The organism is Ventosimonas gracilis (genome assembly GCF_001580025.1).
In the GTDB taxonomy this organism is placed as follows: Bacteria; Pseudomonadota; Gammaproteobacteria; order Pseudomonadales; family Pseudomonadaceae; genus Ventosimonas; species Ventosimonas gracilis.
In genome coordinates this window covers 24,065-40,281 of the sequence record NZ_LSZO01000162.1, presented here as the reverse complement: position 1 = coordinate 40,281, position 16,217 = coordinate 24,065, and the positions used below count along the sequence as shown (strand labels likewise).

The window sequence follows — 16,217 nt, the reverse complement described above, 5'->3', positions numbered from 1 at the left end:
TCAATCATCGACATGAAAACATCTATCTGGCCTTGCTAAAATTACTGCGTGAACAGCCGCTTTGATCGCGTTTGCTTCCTAAGACCCTTTGTAAATATCGAGAGGAAGACAGGAACCGCTACTGATAACTAAAAAGCCATCTTCAAAGAGCAGGAGTAATCCTAATCCAATAACAACAGGCTTAAAAACAGGCGTGCATGATACTGTACGACCCGCAGTGCGGCTATGATGGCCGCTTATCAAACAATAAGGAGCATCGCCATGAGCCAACCATTACAGATAAGAGCCGTAGAGGCGAGCGACGAGGCTAACTGGCGGCGTTTGTGGGGAGATTATCTGGCGTTCTACCAGACTACGGCCAGTGACGCCGTTTACCAAAGCACCTTTGCCCGCCTGTTGGCCGATGGCGAATTTGAGCCAAGCGGCCTGCTCGCCTTTCGTAATAACGAGGCGGTGGGACTGGTTCACTATATTCAGCACCGCACCTGTTGGGATACGCGCAACGTCTGTTATTTGCAGGATTTGTACTGCGTCAGCCGACAACGCGGCACAGGTGTTGGGCGGGCGCTGATTGAGGCGGTCTATGCCAAGGCTGATGCGCTTGATCTCGCCAATGTCTATTGGCTGACCCACGAGAGCAACCAAAACGCCCGCCTGCTCTACGACCGCATTGCGCGAAACTTGGGGTTTATCCGCTATACCCGCTAAAAAAGCACTGGTTTTATAACGTTTTTGCCCTATGATTGAGCGCCTTACGTTGACCATTTAACCTGCGAACCTCGCCATGCCAAACCCCGCCAAATCCCTTTTTTCGGGCTTTTTGCCGCGTCTTGTCGTCGCCGTATTTGGGCTTTATCTGCTCGCGGCGGTGATTGTCGGTATGTACTGGAGCCGTGAACCTGCGCCTTTTGCTGTCACTGCGCCGCAGCCTGCGCTTTTGGGCGAGGCCACGGTCTCCACACTGGTTAAGGTGGCCAGCACTTTGCTGGATAAACCCGGCGGCTTTTTGGCCAATGACTGGGCACCGCCCGGCCTGTGGCTCGACAACATGCCCAGTTGGGAATACGGCGCTTTGGTGCAGGTGCGGGATTTATCGCGGGCGCTGCGCAAGGATTTTTCCCGCTCACAATCGCAATCCACCGAAAACGTCGACCTCGCCCGTGCTGAACCCTTGTTTAACTTCGATCACAAGAGCTGGATTATGCCGTCGGCGGAATCCGAATACCGCAAAGCTATTGATTCGCTGGAACGCTTTTTAAATCAACTGAAAAACCCACAAGGGGATGCGCGTTTTTACGCACGGGCGGACAGTCTCGCCAACTGGCTGGGTGATGTCTCCACGCGCTTGGGCTCTTTGTCGCAGCGCCTGTCCGCCAGCATCGGACGCGAGCGACTGGATACTGACCACAATCCGAATGAAAACACCGCCGATGCGGCCGAAATCCGCGTACAAACCCCTTGGCTGCAAATCGACAACGTGTTCTATGAAGCACGTGGGCAGGCTTGGGCGCTGTCGCACATGTTGCGTGCCATTGAGCTGGATTTTGCCGATGTGCTTTCGAAGAAAAACGCCGCCGTCAGCCTGCGGCAAATCATTCGCGAGCTGGATGCCGCGCAGGAAACCCTGTTCAGTCCGATGGTGCTCAACGGTAGCGGCTACGGCATTCTTGCCAATCATTCGCTGGTCATGGCCAATTACATTTCACGCGCCAATGCAGCGCTGATTGATTTGCGCCAGTTGCTGACTCAAGGATGAAGAAAAAAAGCAGCGCTGGGGGACTGGTTTATTCCACGGATGGAGGGAGACACTGCCCAGCATGCAGACAGCCGGTGACGGCCTGTGCGTGTAGTAAAGCGCAAGCCGCAAGCAGTGACGGCGTCGTTCGGGTGCGCCGTGAAAACAAGGGACGTGGGGGGAAAACCGTGACCTGTATCAGCGGCGTGCCTATGGCCTACGCTGAGCTTAGTGCCTTGGCGGCGCAATTAAAAAAACGCTGCGGCTGTGGCGGCACGGTTAAAGAAGGCGTTATCGAAATTCAGGGCGAGCATGTTCAGTTGTTGCTTGAAACCCTCAAACAACACGGCTTTCGGGTGAAACAATCCGGCGGCTAAACGCATTTTTTACTAGAGGGATTGCAATCCCCAATAAAAAAGGAGCGGTTCATGCGGTTGTCTTACTTTCCCGCGCTCGTTTTGCTACTGCTTTTGCCATTATTTTTGACCGCCTGTGACGGCGACCAAGAGGCTCCATCGATTGCCCGCCCGGTGATGGTGGTACAGCCCATGCAAGCCGCTGTTCGCATGTCCGCCTATGCCGGTGAAGTTCGCGCCCGGCAAGAATCACCGCTGGCCTTTCGCGTCGGCGGCAAGGTCAGCAAGCGGTTGGTGGACAGCGGCGACCAGGTCAAGGCCGGTCAACCCTTGGCCGAGCTGGAAACCCACGATTTTTTACTGCAACAGGATGCCCGCGAGGCGCAGCTTGCCGCCGCCTCGGCGAGCTTTAAGCAAGTGCGCACCGAGCGCGAACGCTATCTACGTTTGTTGCAGCAAAAACTCATCAGCCCGTCGCAGTTTGAGACCGCCGACAATCAGTACAAATCCGCCGAAGCCCGTTTTAAACAGGCGCAGGCTGATTTGGAACTGTCGCGCAATCAATTGGAATACGCCGTACTGCGTGCGCCGGTAGCCGGAGTGATTACCGCGCAGCAGGTCGAAGTCGGCCAAGTGGTCAGCCCCGGACAGCCGCTGTTTCGCCTCGCCGCCGATGGCGAGCGCGAAGTACTGTTTGCGCTGCCGGAACAACGCATTAAAGACGTGCGCATCGGTCAACCCGCTATGGTTGAGCTTTGGTCGCAGCCCGGCATGCCCTTTGGCGGGCGCATCCGCGAGCTTTCTGCGACCGCAGACCCACTCTCGCGCACCTACGCTGTGCGCGTAGCACTCGATGCCATCGCTCCAGCGCCGCCGCTCGGGCAGAGTGTGCAGGTCTGGCTGGAGGTTAATGAAGGCCAAGTACCCAGCCTGTCGGTGCCGCTCTCGGCGGTCTCTGCCGATGCGGGCTCGCCCTACGTTTGGGTGTTGGACCGCAAACAGTCGCGCGTTAAACGCCGCGCGGTCAACATCGGCAGCTATGACGAGCGCGAAGTCACTATTTTGGAAGGCTTGCAGGCGGATGAGTGGGTCGTCACCAACGGTGTGCAAATGCTGATTGATGGACAGCCGGTACGCGCACTCGATCGCAGCGGGCGAGAACTTTCCACGCCGCCGCTTGGGGTGCGCCAATGAAGTTCAACCTATCGACCTGGGCGCTGAAAAACCCGAAACTGGTGCTGTTTATCATGCTGCTGGTGGCGGTATCGGGCATTTATTCCTATACCCGTTTGGGGCAGAGCGAAGACCCGCCGTTTACCTTTCGTGTGATGGCGATTCAGACCTTCTGGCCGGGTGCATCGGCTGAGGAAGTCGCCCGCCAAGTCACCGACCGTATCGAAAAAACCGTCATGGAAACCGGCGCTTACGAGCGCGTAGTGTCTTATTCGCGTAGCGGCGAATCGCAAGTCACTTTTTTTGCCCGAGATACCTTGCCCGGCAAAGACATCCCTGAGCTTTGGTATCAGGTGCGCAAAAAAGTCAGTGATATGCGTCACAACCTGCCGCCAGAAGTACAAGGGCCGTTTTTTAACGACGAATTCGGCACCACCTTCGGCAATATTTACGCGCTGACCGGAGCGGATTTTGACTATGTACTGCGCAAGGAATACGCCGAGCGCCTGCAACTGCAACTGCAACGCATCCAAGATGTCGGCAAGGTTGAACTGCTGGGTTTACAGGAAGAAAAAATCTGGGTCGAACTCGCCTCCGGCCGCCTTGCCAGCCTTGGCCTATCGCCGCTCGCCGTGCAGCAAGCGTTGCAAGGGCAAAACGCGCAAATATCCGCCGGTTTTTTTGATACCGACAGCGAGCGCATTGCGCTGCGTGTTAGCGGGCGCATCAGTTCGGTACAGGAAATCCGCGACTTGCCGCTGCGCATAGGCGAGCGGAGTTTTCGTCTGGGCGATATTGCCGAAGTACACCGCGGCTTAAATGACCCGATGGCGCCGCGCATGCGCTTTATGGGCGAGGATGCGATTGGTCTTGCGGTATCGATGAAGCCCGGCGGCGATATTTTGCAGCTTGGCAAAACGCTGGATAAAGCGTTCGTCCGCCTGCAAAACCTGCTGCCGCTGGGCATGCAGTTGCACAAAGTGTCCGATCAACCGCAAGCGGTAAGAAGCAGCGTGGGCGACTTTGTGCGCACGCTGTTTGAAGCCGTGGTGATTGTGCTGGTGGTGAGTTTTTTCTCGCTGGGACTGCGCAGCGGGCTGGTGGTGGCGTTTTCCATCCCGCTGGTGCTGGCGATAACCTTCTCCATCATGCTGTATGCCGGTATTGGCCTGCACAAGATTTCCCTTGGCGCACTGGTGCTCGCGCTGGGACTTTTGGTCGATGATGCGATTATCGCCGTGGAAATCATGGCGATTAAGATGGAACAAGGGCTTGACCGCCTGCATGCGGCGAGTTTCGCCTGGACCAGCACCGCTTTTCCCATGCTCACCGGTACCTTGATTAGCGTGGCCGGATTTTTGCCGATAGCCACCGCGCAATCATCCGTCGGCGAATACACCCGCTCACTGTTTCAAGTGGTCAGCATTGCTTTGCTGGCTTCCTGGGTCGCTGCGGTGATTTTTGTGCCTTGGCTGGGCGAGCGCTTGCTGGCGGACGAAAGCGCCCGCAAAGCATTGCACAAAAACCCTTACAACAGCCCGCTGTACCTGCGTATCCGCCGGGTTATCCGTTGGTGCGTCAAGCATCAACGGCTGGTCATTGGCGCAACGCTGGCAGCTTTTATGCTGTCACTGCTTTTATTTACCTGGGTACCCAAGCAGTTTTTTCCGCCGTCCACCCGCCTTGAGCTGGTGGTGGACTTAAAACTGGCCGAAGGCGCTTCGCTCAAACAAACCGAAGCCGAAGCACTGCGCCTTGAAGCGCTGCTCAAAGAACGCCCGGGCATTGAGAGTGTGGTCGCCTATATCGGCAGCGGCTCGCCGCGCTTCTACCTGCCGCTGGAGCAGCAACTGCCGGCGGCGAGCTTCGCGCAGTTTGTCTTGTTGACGCAGGATTTAGATTCGCGCGAAAGCCTGCGTCGTTGGCTGATTGATACCTTGGATGAGGAGTTTCCTAGCCTGCGTGCGCGCGTGCTGCGTCTGGAAAACGGTCCGCCGGTCGGCTACCCGGTGCAGTTTCGCGTGATGGGCGAACATATCGATACGGTACGTGCGCTGGCACGCCAAGTCGCCGAGCAGGTGCGCGCCAATCCCCACGTCAACAATGTGCATCTGGACTGGGAAGAACCCAGCAAGCGTATCAACCTGATTATCGACCAAGCGCGTGCACGCGCCCTTGGCATCAGCAGCGAGGCGCTTTCGTCCTTTTTGTACGGACGGCTGCACGGCGCACCGCTGGGGCAGTTCCGCGAGGGTAATGAACTGATTGGCATCCTCTTTCGCGGCGACGACATCGACCGCGAAAACTTAAGCCTGTTGCCCGATTTGCCCATCTCCACAGCCAGCGGGCAGAGCGTGCCGCTGTCACAGATTGCGCGGCTGGAATACGGCTTTGAAGAAGGCATTATCTGGCACCACGACCGCCTGCCCAATGTCACCGTGCGAGCGGATATCTACGGCGAGCAGCAACCGGCGAGCGTCGTTGCCGAGATTAACCCCAAGCTCGATGCCATCCGCGCCCAGCTTGCGCCGGGTTATGCACTGGAAATTGGCGGAACGGTGGAAGCCTCCAATATCGGCCAGCGTTCGGTGATACTGGGCATACCGCTGTTTGTGGTAGTCACGCTAAGCCTGTTGATGCTGCAGCTGAAACGCTTTTCCAGTATTGTGCTGGTTTTTTTAACCGCCCCGCTGGGCTTGATTGGCGTGACCTTATTCTTGCTGCTGCTGAAGCAACCCTTTGGTTTTGTCGCCATGCTCGGCAGCATTGCGCTTGCCGGCATGATTATCCGCAACTCAGTGATACTGGTAGACCAGGCCGAACGCTATATCGCCAATGGTGCCGACCTTGAACGCGCGGTGATTGAAGCCGCCGTGCGCCGCTTTCGTCCCATCGTATTAACGGCGCTGACGGCGGTACTGGCGATGATTCCCTTGGCTCGCAGCCTGTTTTTCGGGCCGATGGCGGTCGCCATCATGGGCGGTTTGATTGTCGCCACTGCCTTGACCCTGCTATTTTTGCCCGCTTTATACGCCGCTTGGTTCAGTCGGCGACGTGCCGCCGGGAGAATGCAACGTGCTGCGGGTTCTGCGCAAACCTCTTAATGGAAGCCTGATATGCAACGCAACTTGGACAATAGACTGGCGCACATCCCCACCTTAAAGGCCGACCTTTCTGACCATGAACCCATCCATCCACTGCGCCTGCCTAAGGAAAAGCCCCGCCACTACTTGGCCTATGGCTTTTTATGGCTGCTGGTGCTACTGCAAAGCGCCGTACTCGCGGCGGGCGGTTGGTGGGGCTGGCAGCAGCTTGAGATCAACAAGCAACAACTGGCCGACTCGCTGCATAACCTTGCACGCATCAACGAGCAACTCGGTGCACGTATTCAACGGATTGACGGCAAACTGATTTCCACCGCCAGCACGGTCAATAGCGGCAGTGAAAATATTCGGCAAAAACTGGCCGAATTAAGCGCCCATCTCGATGCCCTGCAAAGCGAGCTGAAAAAGCAACAAGAGGGTCAAAAGACGCAAAACGCCCGCCAAGAATCGCTGGAACAACAATTCGGCCAGCTCGCCAGCACCAGCAAGGCGCAGACGGAAAGCCTCACCGAACTTGGCAAGCAACTCTCGGCGCAGATCAAGCAAAGCAGTGCACAAAATGAAGCGCTGTCCGCACAAAAAACGGCGCAGAGCGAAGCCCAGGCGGCGCTCAAAGCCCTACAACAGACCCAAGGCACGATGCAAAAAAAACTGGCGCAAGTCGGCGAAGAGGCCTCCGCTGTGCGCGGCGTGCGCGAGCAGTTAAGCGGGGTTTCTACCTTGGCAACCCATCTCAGCAGTCTGCAAAAGCAGGTGGAGCAGACGCAATCTGCCATCAAGCGACTGGAGCGCGAGCAACTGGCATTGAAAGTCGAGCAGGAAAACCGCGCGTCCAATCAATCATCCGCCGAATTTGACGCCTTCCGCGCGCAAACCACGCGCAGCCTCAATAACCTGCAAGCACAACTACAAAAGCTGCAACAGCAATAGCCGCTCCCCTCTCCCATATGCGGGAGAGGCTGTTTTAATCCGCAACAGGTTCCAGCAATGTACGCACGCGCGGAATATTTTCCACCCGCCAGTGACTAACCGCCCACTGCAAAATCTGCGAGACCGATTGGCGCTGCAATGCGCGCGGCGGGCACTGCCCCAGCGCCCGTAATGCACGAACCAGCGCCTGCCCGGGCTCTGCCCTGGTCAGCGCTTCTGAGCGAAAGGATTTACCCAGCTTGCGCCCGTCTTGTTGCACCAGCAGTGGAATGTGCAGATAGCGCGGCGGTTTTTTGCCCAGCAATTGATACAGATAGAGCTGGCGTGGGGTGGAGTCGAGCAAATCCGCGCCGCGCACCGTATCGGTCACGCCTTGAGTGATGTCATCGAGCACTACGGCAAGCTGATAAGCCGCGAGGCCGTCTTTGCGCCAAATCACAAAGTCGCCGACTTCATCAGCCAGCCGCTGACTGAAAGCACCTTGCACGCGGTCAACAAAGGCAAAGGTTTTATCAGGCACACGTAAACGTATGGCCGCACCTTGGGCGGCATGGCGAGCATTGCGACAAGTGCCGGGGTAGACCAAAAAGCCTGAAAGCTGCTTGCGCGAACAGCAACAGGCATAAGCAAGACCTTGCTGGATAAACTGGAAAGCTTGTTCGCGGTAAGCCGCAAGCTGCGTGCTTTGCTTGACTACCGGGCCATCCCAAGTCAACCCCAAGGCTTCCAGCGTGCGCAAAATACCATCCTTGGCACCTGGCATTTCGCGCGGCGGGTCAATGTCTTCAATACGCAGCAACCAGCGCCCGCCCACTGCACGGGCATCCAGCCAAGAAGCGAGCGCAGCCGTCAGTGAGCCCAGATGCAGTGCCCCGCTGGGCGTGGGTGCAAAGCGCCCGATATAGGGGCTTTTACTCCCCTCTCTCAGCGGCGTCCGAGGGGCTAGGGGAGAGGGCAAAAGACAGCCCTAAGTGCCGGTTTGCTTTTCCTTGATTTCGGCGAGCGTTTTGCAGTCGATACATTGGGTCGCGGTAGGACGCGCTTCCAGTCGACGCAGGCCGATTTCCACCCCGCAGGATTCGCACCAACCGTAGTCGTTGTCTTCAATCCGCTGCAAGGCTTCGTCGATTTTTTTAATCAGCTTACGCTCGCGGTCACGCGCACGCAGTTCAATGCTGAACTCTTCTTCTTGGCTGGCGCGATCAACCGGGTCAGGGAAGTTGGCTGCTTCGTCCTGCATATGGTGAACCGTGCGATCCACCTCCTGCATCAACTCCATCTTCCAGGCATTGAGGATGGCGGCAAAATGGGCACGCATGCCCTCGCTCATATACTCCTCGTCTTTGCCCGGTTGATAAGGCGTAAAGACGGGTTGCAATTGGCCTGCCGATTTTTTGGGTGTTTTAACGGCTTTTGGAGCCTTGGCGGGTTTTGGAGCTTTCTGCACCGCTTGACTGGACATGGCTTGGCGCCTCCTGACTGATGCGGACAACCCCAAAAGGCGGGGCTGCCATTAAAGGCGCGGGAAGTTACCAGAAGCCCTGCACAAAAGCCAGCTTTTATATGACTTAGCTTAAGCGCTAAGGGCAAGCTAAATAATCCCACGCGGCACCTTAATTTAAGCCTTTTGAAGCGTTTCAATACTGCCAGACAATCGCCGCACGCACGCTGCGTCCCGCTTCACTGTAGTAGTCCGCCGGTTGTGCGAGCGTGCCGTTCGGCATGCTGATGGCGTTCCAGTATTTTTTGTTAAACAGGTTAAACAATCCGGCCTGCACGCGAAGGCCAGCGAATGCTTTGGGTTGAAAGTGCGCGGTGAAGTCCACCACGCCATAGCCTGGCGCTTTAAAGTCACCTGCACCCGCCGTTTTTGTTCGCGCGGCGGCGCTGCGCAGCATCAGGTCCGCACCCAACTCGTCCTGCTCAAGGCTTAAGCCCAAAAGGCCGCTGAGCGGCGCGACCGAATTAAGGTACTGGCCGCTGTCCCTATCCCTGCCGCGGGCAAAGGCGGCTTGTCCCCAGAGCTTCAGGTTTTCGGCAAAGCGCCAGTGGGCGGAAAGTTCGCTGCCGAAAATGCGTACCCGTTCGAGGTTCTGCGCACGGGTCACGCCTAAGGGGTAGTCCGCAGGGTCAATACCGATGGCGGCAAGTTCTGCGGCACTGGCTGAAGCTGCGCTATCGATAAAGTGTTTGTAGCGGCTATCGAACAGACTGACTTTACCGCCCAATGGCTCATCGCCCCATTGCCCGCCCAATTCAAAATGAGTGCTTTGTTCCGCCTTGAGGCCCTGATTACCCAGTGACAGGTAGTTGTTCGGTGCACCGTAGTTCATATACAGCTCGGTCGCATCCGGCGCACGAAAGCCTTGGGCGATTTGCGCGTAAAACAGCCTTTGCTCCCCGGCTTGCCAAGTGGCTAAAAGGCTTGCCGAAAGTTTATTGTCGGAACTTTTCTTTAATGTGCCGCCATTGATCGGTTGCACATTATTTTTGGGACTAGCGCCGGGCTTTTCTTGGTAATAGTCATAACGCAGCGCTGGGGTTAGCGTCAGCGCGGGGTTTAGGCGAATTTCATTGTTGGCATAAATCGCCGCGTGCGTGCCTTCGGATTTAGGCATATCGGCTTGGTTGCTGTGCAGCAGTTCGCAGGGCGCAGGACCCCATATCGCCACCACTTCTTTGGGGATATTGATAGTCGGGCAGTTGTCGTAGCCTTTGGAAAACTGCTCGGTATCTTCCCGGTAAAGTTCCACGCCCAAGCTCACACGCTGCGACAGCGAAGCGAGCGTAAAGCCTTTATCCAACTTGCCGGATAATCCCCAGAGTTCTTTTTCGATCTGGTTATCACGACCAAACGCCCCGCTGGGATAGCCCGCTGCGAGCGGCGCATAGGGGTTGGAGGTCAACGAAAGCCCGGTCAAGAAGTTAATCACCTGAACTGGAATAAATGCTCGCCCGTCCGGCAAGGCGATACGCACCCCACGTTGGTCGTCGTGACGGCGCTGCCGTTGCCAGTACAGTGTGCTTTCTGCCTGGTCAATCAGGCTATTCTGCGCGGCATCGGTAAAGCGCCAATTCAGCGAAATGCGCTCGCGGCGGGCGATTTCTTTTACGCCGTTTTGGCCGATTTGATAGCCGCCCGCTACGCCGGATTGATTAGTGCGGCTGTCAATATCGTTTTCGCGCTCAAAGTATTCGCCGGTTAGGCCTAACTCGTGCTCGCCCAAACGCTGCTGCACTTTCAATAAAACGCTGTGTTGCTCGCTATCAGCGGGATTAGCCTTGCTGCGCCTGTTGCCAAAGCCGCCGCTAGTGCCGCGTGTTTGCAGCTCATGCCCGCGCCGCCCGCTGACTTGCAGCAAAAAGGCGCTGCCTTGATAACGCGCCGCCAGCGCACTGTTTAGGCCGTAACTTTGATCGGCGCTGTCATAGTCGGTTTTCAGCAGCGTGCCAAAGTCGCGGCCTTCGCCCAGCAGGTCGGCGGGATTAAGGGTCATCAGTTGCAGCGCCCCACCCAATGCGCCGGAGCCGACTTCGGCAGAACCCGCGCCGCGCACAATATCGAGCCTCGACAGGCTGTTGAAATCCACGGTATCCAAGCCGCCCTTTGCACCGCGCACGCCATCGTTAAGCCAAGGCTGGCGGATGCCGTCAATCGTCGTCAATACGCGGCTTTGCTCCAGCCCACGGATATTGATGCTCTGACTCTGGCGATTGAAATTAACGCCCGGTTCTGCCTGTTTGCCTAAATCGTCGAAGCTGCGGATTTGCCGCTGCTGCAAGGTTTGCGCGTCGGTTTCAGAGACTGTAGGTGCCGCGGGCGGCGTGCTGATGATAGCGGTAGGTGGCAGTTCGTTTTCTTCTGCAAGCACGGGACTTGCCAGCAGCAATAAAACTGGCCACAAATCGCGAAGAGGCGAGGGCAGTATGGTCATGGTTGTCTCAATAAAATAATGGGAAGATACTGCAATGCAAATCCTAATCAATTAATACCATCTTCGCAAACACAAATCATTATCGAAGTTATTGGATTTTTAACCTAAGTCCGTTAGGCTTTGCCTCTCGTTTTGCTGTACTTTGTGGAGAAACCAAGCCATGCCTACCGCGCTTTATTCCCGCTGGCAAGCCTTGCGGGCGGAAAACCCCACACTGCGTGCGCGTGATGCTGCCGCGCAGTTAGGCGTTAGCGAGGCCGAACTAATCGCCAGCCGTTTATCGATCGATACCATTCGGCTACGCCCTGACTGGAGCGAACTGCTTTTAGCACTTGGCGAATTGGGCGAGGTGATGGCGCTAACGCGCAATCAATACTGCGTGCACGAGCGCAAAGGCCGCTATCACGAGGTGATCGTGGGCAAGGACGCGCCTATGGGGCTGGTGGTGTCCGAAGATATTGACCTGCGTTTTTTCTTTTCTGGCTGGGCGAGCGTGTTTGCCATCAGCGAACAAACCGCGAAAGGCACACAGCGTAGCGTGCAGATTTTTGACCGCCAGGGCACGGCCATCCACAAAGTCTTTTTGCTTGACAACAGCAATGCATCGGCGTTTGAACCGCTACGCGAGCGTTTTCGTTTTGATCAACAAAGCGCCGAACTGAACTTGCAACCACCGCCCGCGCAAGAAGCCGCAAAGCCCGACAGCGCCATTGATGTAGCAGCGCTACGCAGTGATTGGGCGGAGCTGAAAGATACCCATCATTTTTTGGCCCTGCTGAAAAAACACGGCGCCGCGCGCACCCAAGCGCTGCGACTGGTCGGCAGCCGTTTCGCCGAACCGCTTGACCCAGAAGCACTACCTACCATGCTGGAAACCGCCGCCGAACGTGAAGTGCCGATAATGGCCTTTGTCGGCAACCGCTACTGCATCCAAATCCACAGCGGCACCATCCACAATCTGCGCTGGGCCGGGCCTTGGTTTAATGTGCTGGACAATCAATTCAATCTGCATCTGGATACGCGCGGCATCCGAGAGCTCTGGCGCGTGCGCAAGCCTTCAACCGACGGCGTGATTACCAGTTGGGAGGCATTCGATAACGACGGCGAGCTGATACTGCAACTCTTTGGTACACGCAAGCCTGGCGTGCCGGAGCGCCGCGACTGGCGCATCCTTGCCGAAAGCAGCGCCGCGCTGGAGGTAGATTGATGCGTCTTATTCGTCTGCTTGGTCTGCTGTCTGTCGTCGTCTTTGGGCAGGCTCAGGCCGAAGCGCTTTTGCCAGAGCGCTGGGTGAGCGCTGGCAGTGCGCTGAGTGAATGGATAGCGGTATTGGGCGGGCAACACAAACTGGTCGGCGTGGACAGCACCAGCCAATTCCCGCAGGTGCTGACGAAACTGCCTAGCATCGGCTATCAACGGCAATTATCCGCAGAAGGCATCCTCTCGCTTAAGCCGGATATTCTGGTCGGCACCGAAGAAATGGGGCCGCCACCGGTGCTAGAGCAGCTTAAAGCGGCTGGTCTGCGCATTGAGCGTTTTTCCGCCAAAGCCGACCTTGAGGCGTTGGCAGACAACCTAACGCGCTTGGGTCATCTTTTGGGCGCAGAAGAACAAGCCGCTCAATTGCTCAACAATTACCGACTGAAACTCGCGAAGCTGCAAGCACAAGTCCGTGAAATGGAACAAAACGGTCGCCCTAAACCTAAGGCTTTGCTGCTGCTCAGCCACGCCGGAACTCGCCCAATGGCCGCAGGCACGGATACCGCCGCCGACTGGCTGATTAAGCAGGCCGGCGGAGAAAATCTCGCCACACACCAAGGCTACAAGGCGATTTCCAGCGAAGCGCTGCTCGCCATGAACCCCGAAGTGCTGATTTTTACTGACCGCAGCCTGCCATCACGCGACGCCATGCAGGCGCAACTGGCGCAAGACCCGGCGCTTGCGGCAAGCCGCGCCGCGCAGAGCGGGCGGCTGCTGAGTCTGGAACCCACTTTGCTGGTCGGTGGCTTGGGCGCACGCCTGCCCGAGGAACTTGCACGCTTGATGCAAGCGTTTTATTCAGAGCATCCATGACTTCGCGCCTTTCCCCGCGTCTGTTATTTATCCTCCTTGGCCTTGCCCTGCTGCTCGCGCTCTGGCTGTCGCTGGCGGCAGGGCCGGTCAGCTTGCCCGCCGCTGAAATTATCGCCGCGCTATGGACGAATAACGAAAGCAACCAAGCCAGCCTGATCGTTCATCAAATCCGCCTGCCGCGCGCCCTGCTTGGGCTTGGCGTAGGCGCGGTACTGGCGCTGTGCGGCGTAGCCATGCAGGGACTGTTTCGCAATCCGCTGGCCGACCCCGGGCTGATTGGCGTATCCAGCGGCGCAGCCTTGGGCGCGGCCTTTGCCATTGTCGGCAGCGCCCTGCTGGGCGGCGTAGCCGATGCACTCGCTCCCTACTTTTTGTCCTTGTGCGCCTTTGCCGGTGGGCTGTTGGTCACTGCGCTGGTCTACCGATTAGGCAGGCGCGGCGGGCAAACCCAGGTCGCCACCATGCTGCTCGCCGGTATCGCCTTAAGCGCACTCGCCGGTGCCTTGATTGGCCTTTTGACCTATCTCGCCGACGATGCCACCTTGCGCCGCTTAACCTTCTGGAATTTGGGCAGCTTAAACGGTGCCAGCTACGCTCGCCTGTGGCCGCTGTTATTGGTAACGGTCTTGATACTGCTCTGGCTGCCAGCTCGCGCCAAGGCACTGAATGCCTTGCTGCTCGGCGAATCCGAAGCACGGCATCTGGGCTTTGCGGTAGAGCGATTAAAGCGCGAGCTGGTGCTCTGCACCGCCTTGGGTGTAGGCGCTGCGGTCGCCGCCGCCGGATTGATTGGCTTTATCGGGTTGGTGGTGCCGCATTTGGTGCGCCTGCTTGCCGGCCCCGAGCACCGCGTGCTGCTGCCCGCTTCCGCCTTGGCCGGAGCCAGTTTGCTGCTGTTTGCCGATTGTTTTGCGCGTCTCGCATTGGCTCCCGCCGAGCTGCCGATCGGCATAGTCACCGCGCTGATTGGCGCACCGTTTTTTATCGGCCTGCTGCTGCGCGGCGGACGCTTCTGATGCTCTGCGCGGAAAACTTAAGTGTTTCACGTGGAGCAAAAACGGTGCTGTCCGATATTTCGCTGGAACTGCGCCCCGGCGAAGTGTTTGGCGTGCTCGGGCCAAACGGTGCGGGCAAAAGCACGCTGCTGGCCGCGCTGTGCGGGGAACTCACCGCAAGCGCAGGTCGCGTCAGCCTGCACGGCAAACCCTTAGGCGATTGGGCAGACTGCAAAAGGGCGCAGCAACTGGCCGTTTTGCCGCAAAGCTCAAGCCTTAATTTTGCTTTTCGCGTGGAAGAAGTGGTGGCAATGGGTCGCCTGCCGCACGCCAGCGGCAAGCAGCATGATGATGTGATCGTGCAGGCGGCGCTGGCGCAAGTCGATGCCGGGCATTTGCTCGGACGCAGTTATTTGGAGCTGTCCGGCGGCGAACGCCAGCGCGTACATTTGGCGCGGGTGCTGGCGCAGCTTTGGCTAGGCGAAAACGGACGTGTCTTGCTGCTGGATGAACCCACTTCCATGCTCGACCCGCTGCATCAGCAGCAAACCCTGCAAGCGGTGCGTAAACTGGCCGAGTGCGGCACGGCGATTTTAGTCATCCTGCACGATTTAAATCTGGCCGCCCGCTACTGCGACCGTCTGCTGCTGCTAAAAGACGGTCGTAGCGAACGGCAGGGAAGCATCCGAGAAGTGCTGCAAGTCGCGCCGCTTAAAGCGGTATTTGGGCTTGACCTGCTCATCCTGGCGCACCCTGAGCAAGACTGCCCGCTTATCGTGCCACGCTAGCTTATATAGCCTGATGGCGCTAAAGCTGCGCCTGTAGGCTTTGGTAATCGAAAGCAAGCGTGGCCTCTAGCGCCGTAGCGGGAAAGTCCGCACTGATCACGGCTTTGCCTGGTTTTTTCAGCAGCACCAAGCGCAAGCGCCCGTTTTGTACTTTTTTATCCACCGCCATATGCCGCATAAAGTCGCCTTCGGTCATATCGGCGGGCGGTGCTATGGGTAGTTTGGCTCGTAGCAATAACCCAGCAGCGCGGTTTCTGGCGGCTTGGTCTATCCAATCGAGCTCGTGTGACATTTGCAGCGCCATCATGGTACCCGCCGCGACCGCCTCGCCATGCAGCCAAGTACCGTAGCCTTGGTGGGTTTCGATGGCATGGCCGAAGGTATGGCCCAGGTTAAGAATGGCGCGGATGCCGGATTCGCGTTCATCCTGCGCGACAATCTGCGCCTTGATCGCACAGGAACGGGAAATCGCCTGCGCCAGCGCCTGTTCATCACGCGCCAGCAAGGCATCCATATGGCTTTCCAGAAACGCCAAAAAGTCCGCATCCGCAATCAGGCCGTATTTGATCACTTCGGCAAGCCCGGCAGAAAGCTCGCGTTCGGGCAATGTTTGCAGCGTGCCAGTATCGATAATCACCGCCTGCGGCTGATAAAACGCGCCAATCATATTTTTGCCGAGCGGATGATTGATGCCGGTTTTACCACCCACCGAGGAATCCACCTGCGCCAGCAAGGTGGTCGGCACCTGAATAAACTGTGCGCCACGCTGATAGCAGGCGGCGGCAAAGCCCGTCATATCGCCGACCACGCCGCCACCAAGGGCAATTAAGGTAGTGCTGCGCTCGTGTCTTGCCTTAAGCAATTCATCAAAAATCCTTTGCAGTGTTTGCCAGTTTTTGTACGCCTCGCCGTCTGGCAGAATGATCCTTGTTAATTCAAAGCCTTGCAGGCTTTGCTCAAGCTGAGCCAAATACGGCAGTTTGCCGATGGATTCATTAGTCACCAGCGCAACCTGCCGTCCGCCAATATGGCGGGTCAGCAGTTCGTGTTGGGATAACAGACCGGAGCCGATATAAATCGGGTAACTGCGCTCAGGCAGTGGAACTTGAAGGCTGTGCATAATGCTCT

At 57.4% G+C, this 16,217-nt stretch carries 14 protein-coding genes; 10 read left to right on the top strand and 4 right to left on the bottom strand.

Translation table 11 applies throughout. The features are described 5' to 3' along the window. Nucleotides 1-261: 261 nt before the first annotated feature. The 6 genes from AXE65_RS07990 (at nucleotide 262) to AXE65_RS07965 (ending at nucleotide 7,298) form a co-directional block, all read left to right on the top strand. Complete coding sequence (locus tag AXE65_RS07990; protein ID WP_068390573.1) at nucleotides 262-708, top strand: GNAT family N-acetyltransferase; 447 nt, start codon at nucleotides 262-264, stop codon at nucleotides 706-708. A 76-nt stretch (nucleotides 709-784) separates the two neighbouring features. Next, on the top strand, nucleotides 785-1,756 hold the full coding sequence (locus tag AXE65_RS07985) for a DUF2333 family protein (protein WP_068390569.1): 972 nt from the start codon (nucleotides 785-787) through the stop codon (nucleotides 1,754-1,756). Further along, nucleotides 1,753-2,112, top strand: coding sequence for a translation initiation factor Sui1 (locus AXE65_RS07980; RefSeq protein ID WP_068390566.1), 360 nt, complete (start codon nucleotides 1,753-1,755; stop codon nucleotides 2,110-2,112). The genes AXE65_RS07985 and AXE65_RS07980 overlap by 4 nt, the downstream gene beginning before the upstream one ends. A 51-nt stretch (nucleotides 2,113-2,163) precedes the next feature. Beyond that, the gene (locus AXE65_RS07975) at nucleotides 2,164-3,285 is read left to right on the top strand and encodes an efflux RND transporter periplasmic adaptor subunit (RefSeq protein WP_068390561.1); all 1,122 of its coding nucleotides are present in this window, start codon (nucleotides 2,164-2,166) and stop codon (nucleotides 3,283-3,285) included. Beyond that, nucleotides 3,282-6,368, top strand: a complete 3,087-nt coding sequence (locus AXE65_RS07970; RefSeq protein ID WP_068390559.1) for an efflux RND transporter permease subunit — start codon at nucleotides 3,282-3,284, stop codon at nucleotides 6,366-6,368. The genes AXE65_RS07975 and AXE65_RS07970 overlap by 4 nt, the downstream gene beginning before the upstream one ends. A gap of 12 nt (nucleotides 6,369-6,380) precedes the next feature. Beyond that, the gene (locus AXE65_RS07965; RefSeq protein WP_068390557.1) at nucleotides 6,381-7,298 is read left to right on the top strand and encodes a coiled-coil domain-containing protein; all 918 of its coding nucleotides are present in this window, start codon (nucleotides 6,381-6,383) and stop codon (nucleotides 7,296-7,298) included. A 34-nt stretch (nucleotides 7,299-7,332) separates the two neighbouring features. Here AXE65_RS07965 and gluQRS read toward each other — a convergent pair whose 3' ends face one another. From gluQRS to AXE65_RS07950, 3 genes are all read right to left on the bottom strand, one after another. Next, nucleotides 7,333-8,256: a tRNA glutamyl-Q(34) synthetase GluQRS gene (gluQRS, locus tag AXE65_RS07960; protein ID WP_239685051.1), complete on the bottom strand. Its 924-nt coding sequence runs from the start codon at nucleotides 8,254-8,256 to the stop codon at nucleotides 7,333-7,335. Nucleotides 8,257-8,265: 9 nt separating this feature from the next. Further along, complete coding sequence (gene dksA, locus AXE65_RS07955; RefSeq protein ID WP_079214101.1) at nucleotides 8,266-8,760, bottom strand: RNA polymerase-binding protein DksA; 495 nt, start codon at nucleotides 8,758-8,760, stop codon at nucleotides 8,266-8,268. A gap of 175 nt (nucleotides 8,761-8,935) precedes the next feature. Beyond that, nucleotides 8,936-11,233, bottom strand: a complete 2,298-nt coding sequence (locus AXE65_RS07950; protein WP_068390555.1) for a TonB-dependent hemoglobin/transferrin/lactoferrin family receptor — start codon at nucleotides 11,231-11,233, stop codon at nucleotides 8,936-8,938. A gap of 160 nt (nucleotides 11,234-11,393) precedes the next feature. On the opposite strand from AXE65_RS07950, the gene AXE65_RS07945 reads away from it, so the two are divergent. Genes AXE65_RS07945 through AXE65_RS07930 form a run of 4 tightly spaced genes read left to right on the top strand, consistent with a single transcriptional unit; the run spans nucleotide 11,394 to nucleotide 15,089 of the window. Further along, nucleotides 11,394-12,440, top strand: a complete 1,047-nt coding sequence (locus AXE65_RS07945) for a hemin-degrading factor (protein ID WP_068390553.1) — start codon at nucleotides 11,394-11,396, stop codon at nucleotides 12,438-12,440. Beyond that, on the top strand, nucleotides 12,440-13,306 hold the full coding sequence (locus AXE65_RS07940) for a heme/hemin ABC transporter substrate-binding protein (protein WP_068390551.1): 867 nt from the start codon (nucleotides 12,440-12,442) through the stop codon (nucleotides 13,304-13,306). The genes AXE65_RS07945 and AXE65_RS07940 overlap by 1 nt, the downstream gene beginning before the upstream one ends. Continuing rightward, nucleotides 13,303-14,322 (top strand): FecCD family ABC transporter permease, encoded by a 1,020-nt coding sequence (locus AXE65_RS07935; RefSeq protein ID WP_068390548.1) that lies wholly within the window; start codon nucleotides 13,303-13,305, stop codon nucleotides 14,320-14,322. Before AXE65_RS07940 ends, AXE65_RS07935 begins: the two co-directional genes overlap by 4 nt. Then, on the top strand, nucleotides 14,211-15,089 hold the full coding sequence (locus AXE65_RS07930; RefSeq protein ID WP_439144675.1) for a heme ABC transporter ATP-binding protein: 879 nt from the start codon (nucleotides 14,211-14,213) through the stop codon (nucleotides 15,087-15,089). Before AXE65_RS07935 ends, AXE65_RS07930 begins: the two co-directional genes overlap by 112 nt. A gap of 19 nt (nucleotides 15,090-15,108) precedes the next feature. Here the strand turns inward: AXE65_RS07930 and aroB are convergent, their stop codons facing one another. After that, nucleotides 15,109-16,209, bottom strand: a complete 1,101-nt coding sequence (gene aroB, locus AXE65_RS07925; protein ID WP_068390542.1) for a 3-dehydroquinate synthase — start codon at nucleotides 16,207-16,209, stop codon at nucleotides 15,109-15,111. Nucleotides 16,210-16,217: the final 8 nt, after the last annotated feature.